This window comes from Streptomyces sp. NPDC093085 (genome assembly GCF_040683935.1).
Lineage (GTDB): Bacteria > Actinomycetota > Actinomycetes > Streptomycetales > Streptomycetaceae > Streptomyces.
Map to the genome: position 1 here is coordinate 16,365 of NZ_JBFBFB010000001.1, position 19,551 is coordinate 35,915.

Annotated in this window: 18 protein-coding genes and 1 pseudogene; 9 read left to right on the plus strand and 10 right to left on the minus strand. The window is 73.6% G+C overall.

The genetic code is table 11. The annotated features are described in order from the left end of the window. Positions 1-3 precede the first annotated feature (3 nt). The 4 genes from AB0O07_RS00050 to AB0O07_RS00065 all read left to right on the plus strand — a co-directional run bounded on the left by AB0O07_RS00050 (position 4) and on the right by AB0O07_RS00065 (position 2,037). Complete coding sequence (locus tag AB0O07_RS00050) at positions 4-513, plus strand: nicotinamide-nucleotide amidohydrolase family protein (RefSeq protein WP_365624335.1); 510 nt, start codon at positions 4-6, stop codon at positions 511-513. 109 nt (positions 514-622) lie between these two features. Continuing rightward, the gene (locus AB0O07_RS00055) at positions 623-1,003 is read left to right on the plus strand and encodes a helix-turn-helix transcriptional regulator (RefSeq protein ID WP_365624338.1); all 381 of its coding nucleotides are present in this window, start codon (positions 623-625) and stop codon (positions 1,001-1,003) included. A 173-nt stretch (positions 1,004-1,176) separates the two neighbouring features. Further along, entirely contained in the window at positions 1,177-1,647 is a 471-nt protein-coding gene (locus AB0O07_RS00060) for a DNA starvation/stationary phase protection protein (protein WP_365624341.1), read from the plus strand. A 204-nt stretch (positions 1,648-1,851) separates the two neighbouring features. Further along, on the plus strand, positions 1,852-2,037 hold the full coding sequence (locus AB0O07_RS00065; RefSeq protein WP_365627804.1) for a hypothetical protein: 186 nt from the start codon (positions 1,852-1,854) through the stop codon (positions 2,035-2,037). Here the strand turns inward: AB0O07_RS00065 and AB0O07_RS00070 are convergent. After that, positions 2,015-3,574, minus strand: a complete 1,560-nt coding sequence (locus AB0O07_RS00070) for an FAD-dependent monooxygenase (protein WP_365624344.1) — start codon at positions 3,572-3,574, stop codon at positions 2,015-2,017. The two genes, AB0O07_RS00065 and AB0O07_RS00070, sit on opposite strands and share 23 nt — an antisense overlap. A 135-nt stretch (positions 3,575-3,709) precedes the next feature. On the opposite strand from AB0O07_RS00070, the gene AB0O07_RS00075 reads away from it, so the two are divergent. Then, positions 3,710-4,381, plus strand: coding sequence for a helix-turn-helix domain-containing protein (locus AB0O07_RS00075; RefSeq protein ID WP_365624347.1), 672 nt, complete (start codon positions 3,710-3,712; stop codon positions 4,379-4,381). Positions 4,382-4,385: 4 nt separating this feature from the next. On the opposite strand, the gene AB0O07_RS00080 is transcribed toward AB0O07_RS00075, so the two are convergent. Next, entirely contained in the window at positions 4,386-5,144 is a 759-nt protein-coding gene (locus AB0O07_RS00080; protein WP_365624350.1) for a DNA-formamidopyrimidine glycosylase family protein, read from the minus strand. Between the two features lie 72 nt (positions 5,145-5,216). Next, positions 5,217-9,866, minus strand: a complete 4,650-nt coding sequence (locus tag AB0O07_RS00085; RefSeq protein WP_365624353.1) for a DEAD/DEAH box helicase — start codon at positions 9,864-9,866, stop codon at positions 5,217-5,219. A gap of 116 nt (positions 9,867-9,982) precedes the next feature. Between AB0O07_RS00085 and AB0O07_RS00090 the strand changes: the two genes are divergently transcribed. From AB0O07_RS00090 to recX, 4 genes and pseudogenes are all read left to right on the plus strand, one after another. Next, positions 9,983-10,177 (plus strand): DUF3046 domain-containing protein, encoded by a 195-nt coding sequence (locus AB0O07_RS00090; RefSeq protein ID WP_365624356.1) that lies wholly within the window; start codon positions 9,983-9,985, stop codon positions 10,175-10,177. Positions 10,178-10,629: 452 nt separating this feature from the next. Further along, on the plus strand, positions 10,630-11,748 hold the full coding sequence (locus tag AB0O07_RS00095; RefSeq protein WP_365624359.1) for an AI-2E family transporter: 1,119 nt from the start codon (positions 10,630-10,632) through the stop codon (positions 11,746-11,748). Between the two features lie 214 nt (positions 11,749-11,962). Further along, entirely contained in the window at positions 11,963-13,105 is a 1,143-nt protein-coding gene (gene recA, locus AB0O07_RS00100; RefSeq protein WP_365624362.1) for a recombinase RecA, read from the plus strand. Continuing rightward, a pseudogene (recX, locus tag AB0O07_RS00105) lies at positions 13,057-13,692 on the plus strand (recombination regulator RecX); the annotation flags it as partial. The gene recA and the pseudogene recX, both read left to right, overlap by 49 nt. 184 nt (positions 13,693-13,876) lie before the next feature. Here the strand turns inward: recX and AB0O07_RS00110 are convergent. From AB0O07_RS00110 to AB0O07_RS00140, 7 genes are all read right to left on the minus strand, one after another. Then, positions 13,877-14,290 carry a rhodanese-like domain-containing protein gene (locus AB0O07_RS00110; protein WP_365627807.1) on the minus strand — a complete coding sequence of 138 codons (414 nt, stop codon included), beginning with the start codon at positions 14,288-14,290 and terminating at the stop codon, positions 13,877-13,879. 35 nt (positions 14,291-14,325) lie between these two features. Then, positions 14,326-14,931: a cysteine dioxygenase gene (locus AB0O07_RS00115; protein WP_365624365.1), complete on the minus strand. Its 606-nt coding sequence runs from the start codon at positions 14,929-14,931 to the stop codon at positions 14,326-14,328. A 78-nt stretch (positions 14,932-15,009) separates the two neighbouring features. After that, complete coding sequence (locus AB0O07_RS00120) at positions 15,010-15,096, minus strand: putative leader peptide (protein WP_311605579.1); 87 nt, start codon at positions 15,094-15,096, stop codon at positions 15,010-15,012. A 32-nt stretch (positions 15,097-15,128) separates the two neighbouring features. Then, positions 15,129-16,844: an FAD-dependent monooxygenase gene (locus AB0O07_RS00125; RefSeq protein WP_365624368.1), complete on the minus strand. Its 1,716-nt coding sequence runs from the start codon at positions 16,842-16,844 to the stop codon at positions 15,129-15,131. 140 nt (positions 16,845-16,984) lie between these two features. Continuing rightward, complete coding sequence (locus AB0O07_RS00130; protein WP_365624371.1) at positions 16,985-17,896, minus strand: amino acid ABC transporter permease; 912 nt, start codon at positions 17,894-17,896, stop codon at positions 16,985-16,987. After that, positions 17,893-18,567 carry an amino acid ABC transporter permease gene (locus AB0O07_RS00135; protein ID WP_365624374.1) on the minus strand — a complete coding sequence of 225 codons (675 nt, stop codon included), beginning with the start codon at positions 18,565-18,567 and terminating at the stop codon, positions 17,893-17,895. Before AB0O07_RS00135 ends, AB0O07_RS00130 begins: the two co-directional genes overlap by 4 nt. A gap of 95 nt (positions 18,568-18,662) precedes the next feature. Then, entirely contained in the window at positions 18,663-19,496 is an 834-nt protein-coding gene (locus AB0O07_RS00140) for a glutamate ABC transporter substrate-binding protein (protein WP_365624376.1), read from the minus strand. Between the last annotated feature and the right edge of the window lie 55 nt (positions 19,497-19,551).

A 19,551-nucleotide genomic window follows, 5' to 3' on the forward strand; every position in this document is an offset into this window, starting at 1 on the left:
CCGGTGAGTGCGGCGGCACGGGTGGTGGAGACGCTGGTGGTACGGGGCGCCACGCTCGCCGTCGCGGAGTCCCTGACCGGCGGTCTGGTCGCCGCGGAGCTGACCGGGGTCCCCGGGGCCTCCCGGGCCTTCCGCGGGGCCGTGACGGCGTACGCGACGGATCTCAAGCGGGACGTCCTGGGCGTGGACGGGGCGCTGCTCGCCGAGCGGGGAGCGGTGGATTCCGAGGTCGCCCGGCAGATGGCGGCGGGGGTACGGCGGGTCCTGGGCGCCGACTGGGGCGTGGCGACCACCGGGGTGGCGGGCCCCGAGCCGCAGGACGGCCGGCCGGTCGGCACCGTCTACGTGGCGGTCGCGGGACCGGAAGGCGTGGGGAAAGTGGCCGCGCTGCGGTTGAACGGCGACCGGGCGGACATCCGTAAAGAGAGTGTGCGGAGCGTACTGGGACTGCTCCTCGGCGAACTCTCCGGGAACGCGCGGACACAGGATACGGAAGAGAACGGGGGGATTTGATGTTTGCAGCCCTGAGTGAACACGACATCGCTCCCCGCACGGCCGCCGCACAAGGCGGTACGGTGGGGCGTGAAGGATGCGGCTACGCGGTCCGAGGAGGGAGCCACCGATGATTCTGCTCCGTCGCCTGCTGGGTGACGTGCTGCGTCGGCAGCGCCAGCGCCAGGGCCGTACTCTGCGCGAAGTCTCCTCGTCCGCCCGAGTCTCGCTCGGCTATCTCTCCGAGGTGGAGCGGGGGCAGAAGGAGGCTTCCTCCGAGCTGCTCTCCGCGATCTGCGACGCGTTGGACGTACGGATGTCCGAGCTGATGCGTGAGGTCAGCGACGAGTTGTCGCTGGCGGAGCTTGCCGCGTCCGCGGCGGCCGAGCCGGTACCCGCGCCAGTACGGCCCATGCTCAATTCCGTCTCCGTGACGTCGGTGGCCGGAGTGCCGACGGAGCGGGTGACGATCAAGGCGCCCACGGAGGTGGCGGACGTCGTCGCCGCCTGAGGGGCCGCCCGAAGGTGCGGGTTCGAGGCTGTGAGCGGAGCCCCGGCCGGGAGTGATACCGGCCGGGGCTCTCGCATGTCCGGCGTCACCCCTTCATTCCGTATGACCGTTTTGTTCCTTATGTGTCATGGTGGATGGGGAATACGACCGGACGGAATCGCTGGAGGGCCCGCATGTCTGTGGTGAAGAGTTCCCTGTCCGAGGAGGACCTGAAGCTGGTCGGTGAGGCGTTGCAGGGCGCGCTCGTGGACCTGGTGGATCTCTCGCTCGTCGCCAAGCAGGTGCACTGGAACATCGTCGGGCCGCGCTTCCGCTCCGTGCATCTCCAGCTCGACGAGGTGGTGACCACGGCGCGGCAGCACTCGGACACGGTCGCGGAGCGGGCCTCGGCGATCGGGGTGACCCCCGACGGGCGGGCCGCGACGGTGGCGGGGACCAGTGCGATCGGCCCGGTCCCCAACGGCTGGATCAAGGACACGGACGCCGTGCGGACCCTGGTGGACGCGCTGGGCGCGGTGGTCGCGCGGATGCGGGAGCGCGTCGCTGCGACGGACCGCCCTGACCCGGTGACCCAGGACGTGCTGATCCAGGTGGCCGCCGATCTGGAGAAGCACTCCTGGATGTTCCAGGCCGAGAGCGTGTGACGCGGGGCGCGCGCCCCGGGCGGTGGTAGTGCGCCCGGTGCGTGCGCCCGACACGCTCTCCCGGCCGGGTGAGGCGCCGTCTAGGGTCGGCCGGAGGAGGCAGCCATGGCGGGGATACGGGGCGAGCTTTGCATATCCGGCCGGGTGCACGGGCTTCTCCGCGGCTCCCCGCCGGCGCGGGTGGCCGTTCTCCTCTTCGCCGGGGTGCTCGGTGCGTCGCTCGGCGGCTTGTGGTGGTGGGCCGTGCTGCGGCTGCTGCTGGTGCCCGGGCAGGCCGGGGTGGTGGAGGGCGCGGTGGCGGCGGGCGGCTGGGGGCTGAGCCTGCTGCCGGTGCATGCGGCGGCGGTACGGGGGCGGGGGCCGGGGTTCAGCGCGCCTCCGGGAGGGTGAGGTGGGCGGCGATCGCGGGGAGCAGCGTGCGGGCCGGGTCGGCCAGGTCGGCGGGGTCGTCCGTGGCCCAGCAGACGTAGCCGTCGGGGCGGAGCAGCAGGGCGGCGGCGTCCAGGCCGTCCGTTCGGCCGGCGCGGGTGAGGCCGATCCCCGCCGGGAGCGGGAGACCGTCCGGGACGGCCCCGGCGAGGTCGAGCAGGACGGCGTGCCCCGCGCGGAACAGCGCGGAGAGCCGGCGGGGCCCCGCCTCCGTCGTCAACTCGGCGTCCGGCACGCGTGCCCCGGTGAGCCGGTGGCCGCCGGGGAGGTCGTAACGGAGCGAGAGGCCGGACATCAGACCGGCGACATGGCGGTTGGCGTCGGGCAACCGCAGCAGGTCGGTGACGATGTCGCGCAGGGCGGCCACGTCCTCGCCCGGGTTCTGGTGGGCCAGCACGCGCTGGGCCGAGGTATGGTGGAGCACCTGGGCCGCGACAGGGTGCCGTTCGGCGTGGTAGCTGTCCAGGAGGCCCTTCGGCGCCCGGTCCCGCAGCGTGGCGGCGAGCTTCCACCCCAGGTTGAGCGCGTCCTGGATGCCGAGGTTGAGGCCCTGGCCGCCCAGCGGCGGGTGGATGTGCGCGGCGTCCCCGGCGAAGAGGACGCGGCCGGTGCGGTAGCGCTCCACCTGGCGCGTGGCGTCGGAGAACCGCGAGGCGTTCTCCACCGCGCCCAGAGTGGTCTCCGCGCCGTACACCGACCGGAGCGCGGCGCCGATCTCCTCGGGGGTGACGGGGGTGTCCCGGGGCTCCTCCCCGGCGCCGTCCGCCGCGTCCACGCGCCCGAAGGTGAACCGGTAGCGGTCGCCGCCGAGCGGGATCAGCATGCCCCAGTCGCCGCCCTGACGGCGGGTCATGGTGCTCATGTGCCCCCTGCGCTCCGGCACCAGCGAGGAGGCTGCGGAGAGCCGGATGTCGGCCAGGATCGCCCGGTGGGTCCCCGGCCGGCCGGGGAACGCCACCCCGAGCACTTTGCGCACCGTACTGTGGCCGCCGTCGCACGCCACCACGTACCGCGCCCGGATCCGCAGGGGGCCCGCCGTCACGGTCACGCCGCCGTCGTCCTGGGCGACTCCGGTCACCGGGGTGCCGCGCAGCAGCCGCGCGCCGAGGGCGCTCGCCCGCTCCTCCAGGACCGCCTCGACCTCCCACTGGGGGATCCCGATGGGGTACGGGTGCCTGGTCGCCCAGGGGGTGCAGTCCAGGGGTACCGGCAGGAACGCGAAGTGCCCGCCCGCCGGGTCGCCGGCCGGGCCACCTGCCGGAGCGCCGGCCGGGCCGTGCGGGGTGAGCCGGTCCAGCAGGGGCTCCAGCAGCCCCCGCAGCTCCAGGAGTTCGGCGGTACGGGGCTGGATCCCGCCGCCCTTCACCTGCTCGACCCGGTGGGACAGCTTCTCCAGCACCAGGGTCCCGACCCCGGCCAGGGCCAGTTCGTACGCCAGCATCAGCCCGGTCGGGCCCGCGCCCACGATGACGACCTCGGTTTCCGTCGCAGCGTTCACTCGCTCACTCCTTCGTGTATCCGCTCGGTCCGACCTCGGGTCCGGTGTCGGGTCCGGCTTCGGGTCTGCACTCGGAGTTAAAGTATACTCAGTGCAGAAATTTCCTCGGGGCAGTGTTTTGGTACGGTGGCGGCCGTGGACGGCAGGCCAGGACTACGCGAGCGGAAGAAACTGCGGACCCGCGCGGCGATCTCCGACGCGGCGATCACGCTCTTCCTCGAACACGGCTTCGCGCAGGTCTCGGTGGCCCAGGTGGCGGAGGCCGCCGAGGTGTCCAAGCGCACGCTGTTCGCGTACTTCCCCACCAAGGAAGAGCTCGTGGTGCACCGGCTCGCCGACCATGAGACCGAGCTCGCCCGTGTCGTACGGGACCGCCCTCGGGGCACCGCCCCGCTCGCCGCGGTGCGGGACCACTTCCTCACGGGGCTGCGCGAGCGGGACCCGATCACCGGGCTCAACGACCATCCGCAGGTGCTCCGGCTCACCCGGCTGATCGACGAGGCGCCCACACTGGTGGCCCGCATGGACCGCTTCAGGGCCGGGGCGGAGCGCGCCCTCGCCCGGGCGCTGCGGGAGACGGCGGAGATCACGGAGCTCACGGCGCGGATCGCCGCGGTGCAGATCGTCGCTGTGCGGTGGACGCTGGCGGCCGACAACGCCGCGCGGATGGCGGGCGGGGAGCCGGCCGACGAGCGCTACCCCGGCGCCGTACGCGATGCCGGGCACGCGTTCGCCCTGCTGGCGAACGGGGTGGGCGCCGAGCTCTCCGGGGCGGGGACCCGGGCCGGGATAGCCCCCGGGGAGTGAGCCCCTAGGGGGTGGGGCCGGACTGGCAGCGGGGGCACCAGTAGGCGGGGCGGCCGTCGTGGAGGGCCGTACGGATCGGGGTGCGGCAGCGGAGGCAGGGGCGGTCGGCGCGCCCGTACACGGCGAGCGTCCGGCGGTGGCCGGGGCGCTCGCGGTGTGCTTCCAGGAGGTTCTTGGCCGCCGTCACCAGGCGCTCGGGCGCGGGGAGTTCGCCGATCGGGAGCCAGGGGGTGGCCCCGGCGCGGAAACAGGTCTCGGAGGCGAAGATATTGCCGATCCCGGCGAGGTTGCGCTGGTCGAGCAGGGCCTCACCGAGGGGCCTCGCGGGGTCGGCGAGCAGCCGGCGCAGCGCTTCGTCGGGGTCCCAGTCCGGGCCGAGGAGATCGGGGCCCAGATGACCGACGACGCGGGCCTCGTCGCGGGTGCGGAGCAGTTCCAGGACGGGCAGCCGGTAGCCGACGGCGGTCCGCCCGGCGGTGCCGAGGATCGCCCGGATCTGGTGCGCGGGGCCGCCGCGCCACCGCTCGCCCGGGGCGTAGATCTGCCAGGCGCCGTCCATCCGCAGATGGGAGTGGAGGGTGAGCCCGCCCTCGACCCGGGTGAGCAGGTGCTTGCCGCGCGGGGTGACGTCGAGGACCGTCCTGCCGGTGAGATCGGCCGTCGCGTACCGGGGGACCCGCAGGTCGCAACGGGTCAGCGGGTGCCCGGCGAGCGCGGTGTGCAGACGCCGGGCGGTCTGGAGGACGGTGTCTCCTTCGGGCATGTCCCCATGATGCGCGCGTGCGCCGGGGAGCGGGCGGGGGAGGGGCCGCCGTCCGGCCGGCGCTCGCCCCGGTCAGGCGCGCAGGCGCAGGCCCCGGGGGGTGGCGTGGAAACCCGCCGCCTCCAGCGTCCGGCCCAGCGGGGAGGCCAGCGCCGGTATGCCGTTGGCCCGCTCCACGGTGACCGTACCGAGGGCGCCCGCGCGGGCCGCGTCCGCCAGCGCCCCGGCGGCGGCCGTCAGCGCCGGGGCCTCTGGGTCCGTCGCCCAGCAGAGCAGGGTCTTCCCGCCCCGTTCCAGATAGAGGATCAGCTCCCCGCCGACCAGGACGACCAGGGAGCCGGCCTTGCGCCCCGGCTTGTGGCCCGCCCCGTCCGGCGGCTCCGGCCAGGGCAGCGCGGCCCCGTACGCGTTGGCGGGGTCGGCAGCGGCGAGCACCACGGCCCGGGGCGTCGGCTGCCCGTCCGCGCGCTCCCGCGCCGTCGCCGCGGCCCGCAGCCGGTCCACCGCCCCGTCCGTCGCGAACTGGGCGGCGCCCAGCCCCTCGACCACATAGCCCCGGCGGGCCTGACCGCTCTCCTCGAAGGCCGACAGCACCCGGTACGTGGCCGAGAAGCCGCCCGGCACCCCCTCGGCAGCGACGGTGCCCCGGGTCACCACGCCATGCCGGTCCAGGAGCGTACGGGCCAGGGCGTGCGCGCGGGGCGTGGGCTCGGGGACGGGATCGGGGAGCAGCGACCACCGTCCGCTCACGGTGGGCGGGCCGCTCCGGGAGGCGGGGCGCGCCGCGCCGGTCAGGGTGCCGTACCGGCCCCGGGGCACCGGGCGGCGCGCGCGGTGGGCGGTGGAGCCCGCCGTACGGCCCGAGCCGAGCAGTGAGCGCAGCGGCGCCAGGGTGTCGTTGGTGAGCCGCCCCGACCAGGCCAGCTCCCACAGGGCGTCGGCCAGTTGCGGATCGGTGGCGTCGGGGTGGGTGGTGGCGCGGATCTGGTCGGCGATCTGCCGGAAGAACAGCCCGTACCCCCCGGAGAGCGCGGCCAGCACCGCGTCGTGCAGCGCGGTCCGCTCCAGCGGGAGCGGGGCGGGGAGGAGCAGCGGGGCGGTGTCGGCGGGATAGAGGGAGACCCAGCCGTCCTTGCCGGGCAGGGCGCCCGCGCCGGCCCACAGGACCTCGCCCGTGGTGGTCAGTTCGTCCAGCAGCGCCGGGGTGTACCCGGCGACGCGGGACGGCAGGACCAGCTTCTCCAGCGCGGACGCCGGGACCGGGGCGCCCTGCAACTGCTCTACGGCGCGGGCGAGTCCGTCGATGCCGCGCAGCCCCTCGCCGCCCAGATGCTGCCACTGGGGGAGGAAGGTGGCGAGCGCGGCGGGCGCGACCGGCTCCAGCTCCTGGCGGAGCGCGGCCAGCGAGCGGCGGCGCAGCCTGCGCAGCACCGTGGCGTCGCACCACTCCTGGCCGATGCCCGAGGGATGGAACTCGCCCTGGACGACCCGGCCGCCCGCCGCGAGCCGCTGGAGCGCGCCGTCCGTGACGGCGGTGCCGAGGCCGAAGCGCTCGGCGGCGGCGGACGAGGTGAACGGGCCGTGCGTACGGGCATGGCGGGCGAGCAGGTCGCCCAGCGGGTCCTTGACCGGTTCGGTGAACGCCTCGGGGACCCCCACCGGCAGCGCGGTGCCCAGGGCGTCCCGCAGCCGGCCGGCGTCCTCGATCGCCGCCCAGTGGTCCGCCCCGGCGATCCGGACCCGGATGGCGCGGCGCGCCGCCGCCAGCTCCCGTGCCCAGGACTCCTCGGCGCCCCGCTCGGCCAGCTCGGCGTCGGTGCACGGGCCGAGGACCCGCAGCAGGTCGGCGACGCCCTCGGCGTCCTTGACGCGCCGGTCCTCCGTCAGCCACTGGAGCTCCCGCTCCAGCTCCGTGAGGACCTCCGGGTCGAGCAGCTCCCGCAGCTCGGCCCGGCCGAGCAGCTCGGCCAGGAGCCGGGAGTCCAGCGACAGGGCGGCGGCCCGCCGCTCGGCGAGGGGCGAGTCGCCCTCGTACAGGAACTGCGCCACATAGCCGAAGAGCAGTGAGCGGGCGAAGGGCGAGGGCTCGGGGGTGGTGACCTCCACCAGCCGGACCCGGCGCGAGGCGAGGTCGCCCATGAGTTCGGTGAGCCCGGGGACGTCGAAGACATCCTGGAGACACTCCCGCACCGCCTCCAGGACGATGGGGAACGAGCCGAACTCGCTCGCCACCTGGAGGAGCTGGGCGGCGCGCTGGCGCTGCTGCCACAGGGGGGTGCGCTTGCCGGGGCTGCGGCGCGGCAGCAGCAGCGCCCGCGCCGCGCACTCCCGGAAGCGGGCGGCGAAGAGGGCGGAGCCGCCGACCTGTTCGGTGACGAGACCGCTGATCTCGCCCGGGTCGAAGACGGCATCGGCGGCGCCCAGCGGGGCCTGTTCGCTGTCGAAGGCGGTGGACGACGGGTCGGGGCCGCCGCCGTCCCCGCCGTGCCCGCCGTCCCCGTCCAGGAGGTCCAGGCCGAGCAGATCGGCGTCGGGCAGCCGCAGCACGATGCCGTCGTCGGCATGCATGACCTGCGCGTCCATCCCGTACCGCTCGGTGAGCCGGGCGCCCAGCGCCAGCCCCCACGGGGCGTGCACCTGGGCGCCGAACGGGGAGTGGATCACCACCCGCCAGTCGCCCAGCTCGTCGCGGAACCGCTCGACCAGGATCGTCCGGTCGTCGGGGACATGTCCGCAGGCGCGGCGCTGCTCGTCCAGGTACGCCAGCAGATTGCCGGCCGCCCAGTCGTCCAGCCCCGCCGTCATCAGGCGCAGCCGGGCGTCGTCCTCGGGGAGCGCGCCGACCTCACGGAGGAAGGCGCCCACCGCGCGCCCCAGCTCCAGCGGGCGGCCGAGCTGGTCGCCCTTCCAGAACGGCAGCCGCCCCGGGACACCGGGCGCCGGGGTGACCAGGACGCGGTCCCGGGTGATGTCCTCGATACGCCAGGACGTCGTCCCCAGGGTGAAGACATCGCCCACCCGGGACTCGTACACCATCTCCTCGTCCAGCTCGCCGACCCGGCCGCCGCCCTTCTTGGGGTCGGCCCCGGCCAGGAAGACCCCGAACAGGCCCCGGTCGGGGATGGTGCCCCCGGAGGTGACCGCGAGGCGCTGGGCGCCGGGGCGGCCCGTCACCGTACCGGCGACGCGGTCCCACACCACCCGGGGGCGCAGCTCCGCGAAGGCGTCCGACGGGTACCGCCCCGCGAGCATGTCCAGCACCGCGTGGAACGCCGAGTCGGGCAGCGCGGCGAACGGGGCGGCCCTGCGGACCAGGGCGAGGAGATCGTCCGCCTGCCGGGTGTCGAGCGCGACCATGGCGACGAGCTGCTGGGCCAGCACGTCCAGCGGGTTGGCGGGTACGCGCAGCGCCTCGATGGACCCGGCGCGCATCCGCTCGGTGACCACGGCGGCCTGCACCAGGTCGCCCCGGTACTTCGGGAAGACGACGCCGGTGGAGACCGCGCCGACCTGGTGTCCGGCCCGGCCCACCCGCTGGAGCCCGGAGGCGACCGAGGGCGGCGACTCGACCTGGACGACCAGGTCCACGGCGCCCATGTCGATACCCAGCTCCAGGCTGGAGGTGGCGACGACGGCGGGCAGCCGGCCCGCCTTCAGGTCCTCCTCGACCTGGGCGCGCTGCTCCTTGGAGACCGATCCGTGGTGCGCGCGGGCCAGCAGGGCGGGGGCGCCCTTGGCCGCGCCCGCCTGGGCCATCACCTCGGCGGGGGAGTGCTCCTCGGGCATCGTGTGCCCCGTGGCGCGTTCGTACGCGATCTCGTTGAGCCGGTTGCAGAGCCGCTCGGCCAGCCGGCGGGAGTTGGCGAAGACGATCGTGGAGCGGTGCGCCTGGACGAGGTCGGCGATCCGCTCCTCCACATGCGGCCAGATGGACGGCTTCTCCGCGCCGTCCGCCGCCTCCGAGGCGGGGGAGCCGCCCAGCTCGCCCAGGTCCTCGACCGGGACGACGACGGAGAGGTCGAACTCCTTGCCCGAGGGCGGCTGGACGATCTCCACCCGGCGTCGCGGCGACAGATAGCGGGCCACCTCCTCCACCGGACGCACGGTCGCGGAGAGGCCGATCCGGCGGGCGGGGCGCGGCAGCAGCTCGTCCAGGCGCTCCAGGGAGAGCGCGAGATGCGCCCCGCGTTTCGTCCCCGCCACCGCGTGCACCTCGTCCAGGATCACCGTCTCGACGCCCGCGAGCGCGTCCCTGGCGGAGGACGTGAGCATCAGGAAGAGCGACTCGGGGGTGGTGATCAGGATGTCCGGCGGCCTGGTCGCCATCGACCTGCGGTCGGCCGGCGCGGTGTCGCCCGAGCGGATCCCGACCCGTACCTGGGGCTCGGGCAGCCCGCGCCGTACGGACTCCTGCCGGATCCCCGTGAGCGGGCTGCGCAGATTGCGCTCGACGTCGACCGCGAGCGCCTTCAGCGGCGACACGTACAGCACCCGGCAGCGCTTCTTCGCCTCGGCGGGCGGCGGGGCCGAGGCGAGCTGGTCGAGCGCGGCGAGGAACGCGGCCAGGGTCTTTCCGGACCCGGTCGGCGCCACCACCAGCACGTCCGACCCCTCCCGGAGCGCGCGCCAGGCCCCCTCCTGCGCGGCGGTGGGCGCGGGGAAGGCCCCCGTGAACCAGCCGCGGGTCGCGGGGGAGAAGGAGTCGAGCGCGGTACGTGCCATGCCCCCCATCGTGCACCCGCCCACTGACAATCGCCCGGACCTGCGCGAACGCCTCCTCGGAGCCCCGGCGCGGCGGGACGTGACGGGGTTCGGCGCGATGCCGGGATACTGGACACATGCGGCTGACGATTTTCTGGGAGCGGATGGCGGACCACTTCGGCGCCGCCTACGCCGATTCCTTCGCCCGGGACCATGTGATGGCCGAACTGGGCGGACGTACGGTGCACGAGGCGCTGGCCGCGGGCTGGGAGGCCAAGGACGTCTGGCGGGCAGTCTGCGAGGCCATGGAGGTCCCCGCGGAGCGCCGCTGACGTACCGGTTGACGCACCGTCGTACCGGTTGACGCGCCGTCGGCCGGTCGCGGCCCGCCGCGCGGCCGGAACCGGTGCGGGAACGGCGGACCCCGGGGCCGGGTGCCGGCGCCGTGGTCCAGACTGGCCCCGTGGCAGTGAACGACGACATCGCATCGGACGAGCAACCCCCCGTCCCCGTAGGGGACGACCCCGCGCGGGCCCCGCACACGGCGTCCCCGGCGGCGCCGACGGGGCCGCTGCCACGCCCGGACGCCGGTGAGGGCGGGGCCGGCGGGAGTGCCGGGGACGCCGGGAGTGCTCGGGACAGCGGGAGTGCCGGGGCCGGAGGGAGTGCGGCGGACAGCGGGAGTGCCGGGGCCGGAGGGAGTGCGGCGGACAGCGGGAGTGCCCGGGACAGTGGGAGTGCCGGGGACACCCGGGGGGACGCCGGGGACAGCGGTCGTGACCGGATGCCCCGGTGGCTGCCGCGCGCCATGCTCCTCGCGCTGGGTCTCATCACCTGCTTCCAGCTCGGCACCTGGGCGTTCCATCAGCTCATCGGACTGCTGACCAATGTGCTGATCGCCTTCTTCCTGGCGCTGGCGGTGGAGCCCACGGTCGGCCGGATGGCCGAGCGCGGCATGCGGCGCGGACTCGCCACCTTCCTCGTCTTCTTCGTCGTGCTGGCAGCGAGCGCCGGCTTCGTGGTGATGCTCGGCTCCATGCTGGCGGGCCAGATCGTGGGCATCGTCGACTCCTTCCCGCAGTACCTCGACTCGGTGATCAAGTGGATCAACCTGACGTTCCACACCGAGCTGTCACGGGTCGCCGTCCAGGACAGTCTGCTCCACTCCGACTGGCTCCAGAAGTACGTGCAGAACAGCGCGAGCGGTGTTCTCGACATCTCCACCACCGTGCTGGGCGGACTCTTCCGGCTGCTGACGATCTTCCTGTTCTCCTTCTACTTCGCCGCCGACGGCCCCCGGCTCCGCCGCGGCCTCTGCTCCGTCCTGCCGCCCGCCCGCCAGGCCGAGGTGCTGCGCGCCTGGGAGATCGCGGCCGAGAAGACCGGCGGCTATCTCTACTCGCGCGGACTGATGGCGCTCATCTCCGGTGTCGCGCACTACGTCATGCTGGAGTTCCTGGGCGTCCCGTACGCGCCGGCGCTCGCGGTGTGGGTGGGGCTGGTCTCCCAGTTCATCCCGACCATCGGCACCTATCTGGCGGGCGCGCTGCCGATGCTGATCGGCTTCACCGTGGACCCCTGGTACGCGCTCTGGGTGCTCGCGTTCGTGGTGGTCTACCAGCAGTTCGAGAACTACATGCTGCAACCCAAGCTGACCGCGCGCTCCGTGGACATCCACCCGGCGGTGGCCTTCGGCTCCGTCATCGCCGGGACGGCGCTGCTGGGTGCCGTCGGCGCGCTGATCGCCATCCCGGCCGTCGCGACGCTCCAGGCGTTCCTCGGCGCGTACGTGAAGCGGTACGACGTCATGGACGCCCCCCGCGCGGGCGCCCGCCCGGCCCGCAGGGGCAGCCCGCTGCCCGAGCGCCTGCGGCGGCTGGTGCGCCCCGGCGGGGATGCTTGACAGGGAAATCGAACATCCATTCTTATGGGAACGCCGCCGGTGTTTCCCCGGTCCGGACGGCACCGTCCTGTGATGGCGTGACGGGGGCGGCGCGTGGCGGACAGCCCCCGGCCGGTTTGTCCACAGGCGGGGAGGCGTCGGGGACGCGTTGTCAGTGGCAGGGGATAGCGTCTTCGACGTGAAGCGATCGACTCAAGCAAATCGGGTGGAACCCATGGCAGGAACCGACCGCGAGAAGGCGCTCGACGCCGCGCTCGCACAGATTGAACGGCAATTCGGCAAGGGCGCAGTGATGCGCATGGGGGACCGGTCGAAGGAGCCCGTCGAGGTCATCCCCACCGGATCGACCGCGCTCGACGTCGCGCTCGGCGTCGGCGGGCTGCCCCGCGGCCGTGTGGTGGAGGTCTACGGTCCCGAGTCCTCCGGAAAGACCACGCTGACCCTGCACGCGGTGGCGAACGCCCAGCGGGCGGGCGGCGCGGTGGCCTTCGTGGACGCCGAGCACGCCCTCGACCCCGAGTACGCGCGGAAGCTCGGCGTCGATGTCGACAACCTGCTCCTCTCCCAGCCCGACAACGGCGAGCAGGCCCTCGAAATCGTGGACATGCTGGTCCGCTCCGGCGCGCTCGACCTCATCGTCATCGACTCCGTCGCCGCGCTCGTGCCCCGCGCGGAGATCGAGGGCGAGATGGGCGACTCGCACGTCGGCCTCCAGGCGCGGCTGATGAGCCAGGCGCTCCGGAAGATCACCAGCGCGCTCAACCAGTCGAAGACCACCGCGATCTTCATCAACCAGCTCCGCGAGAAGATCGGTGTGATGTTCGGCTCCCCGGAGACCACGACCGGTGGCCGGGCGCTCAAGTTCTACGCCTCGGTCCGGCTCGACATCCGCCGTATCGAGACCCTGAAGGACGGCACCGAGGCGGTCGGCAACCGCACCCGCGTCAAGGTCGTCAAGAACAAGGTCTCGCCGCCCTTCAAGCAGGCCGAGTTCGACATCCTCTACGGCCAGGGCATCAGCCGCGAGGGCGGGCTGATCGACATGGGCGTGGAGCACGGCTTCGTCCGCAAGGCCGGCGCCTGGTACACGTACGAGGGCGACCAGCTCGGCCAGGGCAAGGAGAACTCCCGCAACTTCCTCAAGGACAACCCCGATCTCGCCAATGAGATCGAGAAGAAGATCCTGGAGAAGCTGGGGGTCGGGGCACAGCCGCAGGCGCCGACGGCCGAGCCGGGGGCGGATGCCGCGGGTGATCCCGCCGGGGGTGATCCGGCCGGGGGCGCGCCCGCCGCGGGCGCGTCGGCAAAGCCGGCCGCCAAGGCCAGGTCGGCCAAGTCGGCAGCGGCCAAGAGCTAGTCCGCGCCGTGCCGTATGAGAAGAGGCGGCGGACCGAAAGGCCGGGCGGCAGCTCCGACCCGTCGAGGGCCGGGCAGGAGCTGCCGCCCCAGGACCCGGCCGAACGGGCGCGGGCGATCTGTCTGCGCCTGCTCACCGGCGCCCCGCGCACCAGGAAGCAGCTCGCGGACGCGCTGGAGAAGCGGGAGATCCCGGAGGAGATCGCCGTGGAGGTGCTCTCCCGCTTCGAGGAGCTGCGGCTGATCGACGACGCGGCGTTCGCCGGCGCCTGGGTCGAGTCGCGCCACCACGGCCGAGGTCTGGCCCGGCGCGCCCTCGCGCGGGAGCTGCGGACCAAGGGGGTCGAGCCCGCCCTGATCGACGAGGCGGTCGGGCAGCTCGACTCCGAGCGCGAGGAGGAGACCGCCCGCGAACTGGTCGCCCGCAAACTCCGCGCCACCCGTGGCCTGGAGCGGGACAAGCGGGTGCGCAGGCTCGCCGGGATGCTGGCGCGCAAGGGGTATCCGGAGGGCATGGCGCTCCGGGTCGTCCGGCAGGCGCTGGCGGAGGAGGGGGAGGACACCGAGGGGCTGGACGAGAACGGATAGCGGCGGCCCCTCCCGGCCCCGGCCCTCCCCGGCCTCGCGGCGCGGAGCCGCCCCCTGCCCTGCCGCTCGGGAGGGACAGGAGGGGGCGGACAACGTTCGTACCGGCCGCGCGGCCCTCTGCGTACGTACAGGCGCACCGGCCGTACAAGCGCACGGACCTACGGGTGTACGGGTGTACGGGTGCTCAGCGGGTGACGGGAAGGCCCTCCGCGCGCCAGGCCTGGAAGCCGCCGACGAGGTCCGTCGCGCGGTGCAGACCCAACTGGCGCAGGGAGGCAGCGGCGAGGCTGGACGCGTACCCCTCGTTGCAGACCACCACGACCAGCAGATCGTGCCCGGTGGCCTCCGGGGCGCGGTGGCTGCCCCGGGGATCGAGCCGCCACTCCAGCTCGTTGCGCTCCACGACCAGCGCGCCCGGGATCAGCCCGTCGCGCTCGCGCAGCGCCGCGTACCGGATGTCCACCAGCAGCGCGCCCTCCGACGCCGCCGCATCGAACGCCGCCCGGGGCGCCAGCCGGTCCAGCCCGGCGCGGACCCGTTCCAGCAGCTCGTCTATGCCCACCGGGCCCGCATGGCCCGCAGGGCCCACGGCGCCCACGGCACTCGCCGGACCCCCAGCGCTCACCGGCTCGCTCACTGCCACTCCTCGGGACGCTCGACCTGTTCGAGACGGAGCACCTGGTCCGTGCGGCTGTAGCGGCGCATCAGCGGCAGCGGCGGGTAGTACGCGTGGACGGACACGGCGTGCGTGCCGGCCGACTCGTTGCGGACCTCGTGCACATGGTGCCTGCCGAAGGCCCGCCCCTCACCCGCCGCCACCTGGCGCGTGCGGTCGACGCCCTCGGCCAGCTCCAGCGTCCGCCACCCCTCCGTGGGCAGCCGCGCCGCCAGCGAGTCCTCCCGGAGCGCCCCCGCCGCCGTGGCGAACGCGCCGTGCGAGCCGCCGTGGTCGTGCCAGCCGGTGCCGGTGCCCGGCGGCCAGCCGATCAGCCAGGCCTCACTGCCCCCGGGGCCCGCCAGCCGTACCCACGTACGGCCCTCGGGATCCAGCGGCAGGGAGGCGACCAGCGCCCGGTCGGCGGCGGTCTCCCGGACGAAGGCCAGCAGCTCGGCGGGGGTGGGACCGGTGCCGGCGCCGGGGGCGGACGCCGACGCGGGCTCCGGCGCGGGCGCCGCAAGGGGCTCCGGGGCGGCGTCCGTACGTACGGACGTGGATACGGGCGCGGGAAGAAGAGACATGGTGACCGTCCTGTGAGGCTCGCGAGAGTGCGCCGCCGACGGTGCGAGACGTCGGGCGCGGGGTCGGGAAGCGGCGGATCAACAGGACGGACGACACACGCAGCCCGCATAGCGGACGAGGTCCATATGGACCCTCCGCCACAGGCGCACATCGGTGTCGGTCACGCTCCGGAGTACACCATGTGAGCCCGTGGCGGTCAATTGATGTTCGCGATGCGGTCCGGGCTCGCGGGAGCGTTCGGCCGGGGAACGGTGTGCGCCGCCGGCGGATCCCCGCCGCCCGGCGCCCCGGCGCCGCCCGGGGACGCCCCGCCGTCCGCCCCTCCGCCGGGCCCCAGGGCCGCCTGCGGCGCCCCGCCCCGTACCGCGTCCGCCGCCGCGTACAGGTCGGCAGGGCGCACCCCGCCGAAGGCCGTCACCAGGTGCCCGTCCGGCCGTACCAGCAGCACACTGTGGGCGGACGCGCCCGGATACGCCTCCGTGACCAGCAGCTCCGACCGTACCGGCAGCGCCGCCACCGCCTCCGCCAGCCGCGGCATCACCCCGGCGGTCAGCCAGTGCCGCCGGTCCCAGACCCCGGTGCCCGGCGCGACCAGGACCACCAGCAGCCGGCCCCGGCCCAGCCGGGCGCCCAGCCGGGTCGTCGTGCCGTCCGGCGCCGTCACCCGTACGTCGTCCACCAGCGCGCCGGGCCGGGTGCCCACCGCCGTCTGCGAGGCGGCGGGCGGGGGCGCGAGCGGGGAGTGCGGATAGCCGGGCGGCGCGCCCAGCGGACCGTTCCCCAGGTGCCCGTCGGCGAGCAGCGTGTCATGGCCCCGGGTCGCGCCCGGCATGTACGTACGGAGCCCGCCGCCGCCCCGCAGTATCGGCAGCGACTGGTCGGCCGCGCGGAGCCGGGCGGCCACGGCGGTACGGCGCTCCGCCTGGTAACTGTCGAGCAGGGTCTCCGACGCGCCCCGGTGCCAGTCCTCGGCCAGTTTCCAGGCGAGGTTGCCGATGTCCCGCACCCCCTCGTCGAGCCCCTGGGTGCCGACGGCGCCCAGCAGATGCGCGGCGTCCCCGGCGAGAAAGGCGCGGCCCGCGCGCCACCGCCGGGCGAGCCGGTGGTGCAGCGTGTACACACCGGTGTCGAGGAGTTCGTACGGCGGCGTCTCGCCGCACCAGCCGGCCAGGGTGTCCCGTAAACGCGCCACCAGCGCGTCGGGGGTCACCAACTCGCCCCGGGCCGGCAGCAGCCAGTCGATCCGCCAGGCGCCGCCCGCGAGCGGCCTGGCGGAGATCTCCTCGCCGCCGCCCTGCCACGGCGGCCTGCGGTGCAGCAGCGCCTCGCCCGGCCAGGGCAGCTCGGCGCGGAGCGCGGCGACCGCGTGGCGCTCCACCGCCGTACGCCCCGTGAAGCGGATGCCGAGGAGTTTGCGCACCGTGGAGCGGGCCCCGTCGCACCCCACCAGATGGCTGCCGCGCCACCAGGTCGCCCCGGGGCCCCGGGTGTGTGCGGTGATCCCGTGGCCGTCCTGCTCCAGCGCGTCGAGGCGGCTGCCGGTGACGACCTGGATCAGCTCTTCCTCGGCGATGGCGGCGCGCAGCCCGCGCGACAGGGCGTGCTGCGGGATGTGGAGCGGGGCCGGGGCGCCGCCCTCCCCGGCGGTGCCGAGCGGCAGCTCCCGGACGAGCTGCTTCCGCCTCATCAGACGCCACCCGGCCCACCGGACCCCCTCGTCACCCAGGGTGGTGCAGCCGAGCCGGGTCAGCAGCGCGGCCGTGTCCGGCCGGAGCACGGCGGTCCGCGCGGGGCGCGGCTCGTCGGCGCCGGTGGACTCGTCCAGCACCACGGAGGGGACCCCCTGCGCGGCGAGGGCCAGCGAGAGCGCGAGCCCGACCGGGCCCGCGCCGACGACGATCACCGGATCCACGGTGCGCCCCTCCGGGCCCGTGCGGTCATACGGTCAAGGGCAGGAGCCCGGTGTGCGATCACAGAACGTATGCAACCTACTGGGGGTGCCCGCGTCAAGCGACGGGCTGAGTGGCGCGCACACCCCCTGCCACTTCCGTCTCAGGCGGAGTTGTTGCCACCGTCCATGGTGTGCCCCGGTCCGTAGGCGAGATGGGGCTCACCGGCGCCGAGGACCTCCCCGGTGCTCTTCTTGCCGCGCCGCAGCCGTCGTTCCAGCCAGCTCGCGAAGGCGGTGAGCGCGGCGTTGAGCGCGATGTAGAGCAGGGCGATGACGACGAGCGTGGCGATGGTGTTGGCGCCGTAGTTGGCGGTGATCGCACGGTTCTGGGCGAGGAGTTCGGAGAAGCCGAGCATCGCGCCGCCGAGCGCCGTGTCCTTGACGACCACCACGAGCTGGCTCACCAGGGCGGGCAGCATCGCGGTCACGGACTGCGGCAGCAGCACGTACGCCATGGTCTGGCCCTTGCGCATGCCGATCGCCTTGGCGGCGTCGGTCTGGCCCCGGGGCAGGGTGAGGACGCCGGCCCGGACGATCTCGGCGATGACCGAGGAGTTGTACAGCACCAGGCCGGTGATCACGGCGTACAGCGGTCGGATGTCCGACGAGACGCTGCTGAAGGTCACATACAGCGCGGAGGCGAAGACCATCATGATCAGGACCGGGATGGAGCGGAGGAACTCCACCACCGCGCCGACCGGGATCCGTACCCACGCGTGGTCGGAGAGCCGGCCGACCCCGAGGAGCGCGCCGAACGGCAGGGCGATCAGGATGGAGAGCGCCGCGGCCTTCAGGGTCTCGCCGAGGCCCGGGAGCAGATACGTCGTCCAGACCGCGGGGTCCGTGACGAACGGGCTCCACTTCTCGGAGGCGAGCTGGTCCTTCTCGGCCATGGCCGCCAGTACCCACCAGGCGACGAGCACGAAGGCCACCGTGAACACGACCGTGTAGACGATGTTCCGCCGCTTGGCCCGGGGCCCCGGGGCGTCGTACAGAACGGACGTGCCACTCATCGCTTCACCGCCACGCGCTTGCTGACCCAGCCCAGCAGCAGGCCGGTCGGGAGGGTGAGAACGACGAAGCCGAACGCGATCACCGCGAAGACGGCGAAGAGCGAACTGGTCTCGTTCTCGATCATGGTCTTCATCAGGGCCGACGCCTCCGCGACGCCGATGGCGGCGGCGACGGTGGTGTTCTTCGTCAGCGCGATCAGCACATTGGCCAGCGGCGCCACCACGGAGCGGAACGCCTGGGGGAGCACGATCAGCGTCAGCACCTGGAAGAAGCTGAGCCCGAGCGCGCGGGCCGCCTCGGCCTGTCCGACGGGCACGGTGTTGATACCGGCGCGGAGGGACTCGCAGACGAAGGTGCTGGTGTACGCGACCAGGCCGAGGACGGCGAGCCGGAAGCCGATGGTCTTGAAGTCCCCGCCGCCGAGGGTGATCTGGAGGGTCTGGCCGAGCGCCAGCGAACAGCCGACGAGCACCACGGTCAGCGGGGTGTTACGGACGAAGTTGACGTACGCGGTACCGAACGTACGCATGAGTGGGACGGGACTGACACGCATCCCGGCCAGCGCCGTTCCCCATATCAGGGAACCCACTGCGGAATAGAGGGTGAGCTGCACCGTCACCCAGAAGGCGCCGAGCAGGTCGTACTGCCCGGAATCAAGAAAGTCGAACACGATGCCCCGCGCTCTCCCCTGGTCTGCTGGTCGGAACGCGCCGCCGGCCGGGCGGCCGGCGGCGCGTCAATGCTTCTGTCGGCTCGTGGCCGCTGTCAGCTCGTGGCGTCGATCTTGGGGGCGGGCTCGTTCTTGTAGTTGGCCGGACCGAAGTTGTCGGTCACCGCCTTCTCCCAGGAACCGTCCGACTCCATCTTGGTGAGCGCGTCGTTGATCTTCTTCTGGAGCTCGGTGTCGCCCTTCTTGAGGCCGATGCCGTAGGGCTCGTCGCTGAGCTTGAGGCTCAGGAGCTTGAACTTGCCCTTGTGCTCCGCCTGCGAGGCGTACCCCGCGAGAATGGAGTCGTCCGTGGTCAGGGCGTCAACGGCCTTGTTCTCCAGACCGGTCAGGCACTCGGAGTAGCCGCCGAACTCCTGGAGGTCGGCCTTGGGGGCCAGCTTGTCCTTGACGTTCTGCGCCGAGGTGGAGCCCGTGACGGAGCAGAGCTTCTTGGTGTTCAGGTCCTCGGCCTTGGTGATGGACTTCTCGTCCGCGCGGACCAGCAGGTCCTGGTGGGCGAGGAAGTACGGGCCCGCGAAGTCGACCTTCTTCTTGCGCTCGTCGTTGATCGTGTACGTCGCGGCGACGAACTTGACGTCGCCGTTGGCGATCAGGTTCTCGCGCTCGGCGCTGGGCGCCTCTTTCCAGACGATGTCCTTGGCGTCGTACCCCAGCTCCTTGGCGACATACGTGGCGACGTCGACGTCGAAGCCCGCGTAGGTGCCGTCCGGCTTCTTCAGGCCGAGACCGGGCTGGTCGAACTTGATGCCAATGGTGATCTTGCCGTTGTCGGAGCCACCGGCGCTGCTCTTGTCGCCGCCACAGGCGGTGGCGGTCAGGGCGAGGACCAGGGCGGCGGCCGCGGCCGTGCCTGCCTTGTGGAGCTTCATACGTGAACTTCCCTCGGGTGAGACGTGAACGAATCAGGTTCTGCCGGAACGCGGT

Coding starts and splice junctions, on each gene's coding strand:
- AB0O07_RS00055 (WP_365624338.1), top strand. CDS start 623: ATGATTCTGCTCCGTCGCCTGCTGGGTGACGTGCTGCGTCGGCAGCGC.
- AB0O07_RS00060 (WP_365624341.1), top strand. CDS start 1,177: ATGTCTGTGGTGAAGAGTTCCCTGTCCGAGGAGGACCTGAAGCTGGTC.
- AB0O07_RS00080 (WP_365624350.1), bottom strand. CDS start 5,144: ATGCCCGAAGGAGACACCGTCCTCCAGACCGCCCGGCGTCTGCACACC.
- AB0O07_RS00085 (WP_365624353.1), bottom strand. CDS start 9,866: ATGGCACGTACCGCGCTCGACTCCTTCTCCCCCGCGACCCGCGGCTGG.
- AB0O07_RS00090 (WP_365624356.1), top strand. CDS start 9,983: ATGCGGCTGACGATTTTCTGGGAGCGGATGGCGGACCACTTCGGCGCC.
- AB0O07_RS00095 (WP_365624359.1), top strand. CDS start 10,630: ATGCCCCGGTGGCTGCCGCGCGCCATGCTCCTCGCGCTGGGTCTCATC.
- recA (WP_365624362.1), top strand. CDS start 11,963: ATGGCAGGAACCGACCGCGAGAAGGCGCTCGACGCCGCGCTCGCACAG.
- AB0O07_RS00115 (WP_365624365.1), bottom strand. CDS start 14,931: ATGTCTCTTCTTCCCGCGCCCGTATCCACGTCCGTACGTACGGACGCC.
- AB0O07_RS00130 (WP_365624371.1), bottom strand. CDS start 17,896: ATGAGTGGCACGTCCGTTCTGTACGACGCCCCGGGGCCCCGGGCCAAG.
- AB0O07_RS00140 (WP_365624376.1), bottom strand. CDS start 19,496: ATGAAGCTCCACAAGGCAGGCACGGCCGCGGCCGCCGCCCTGGTCCTC.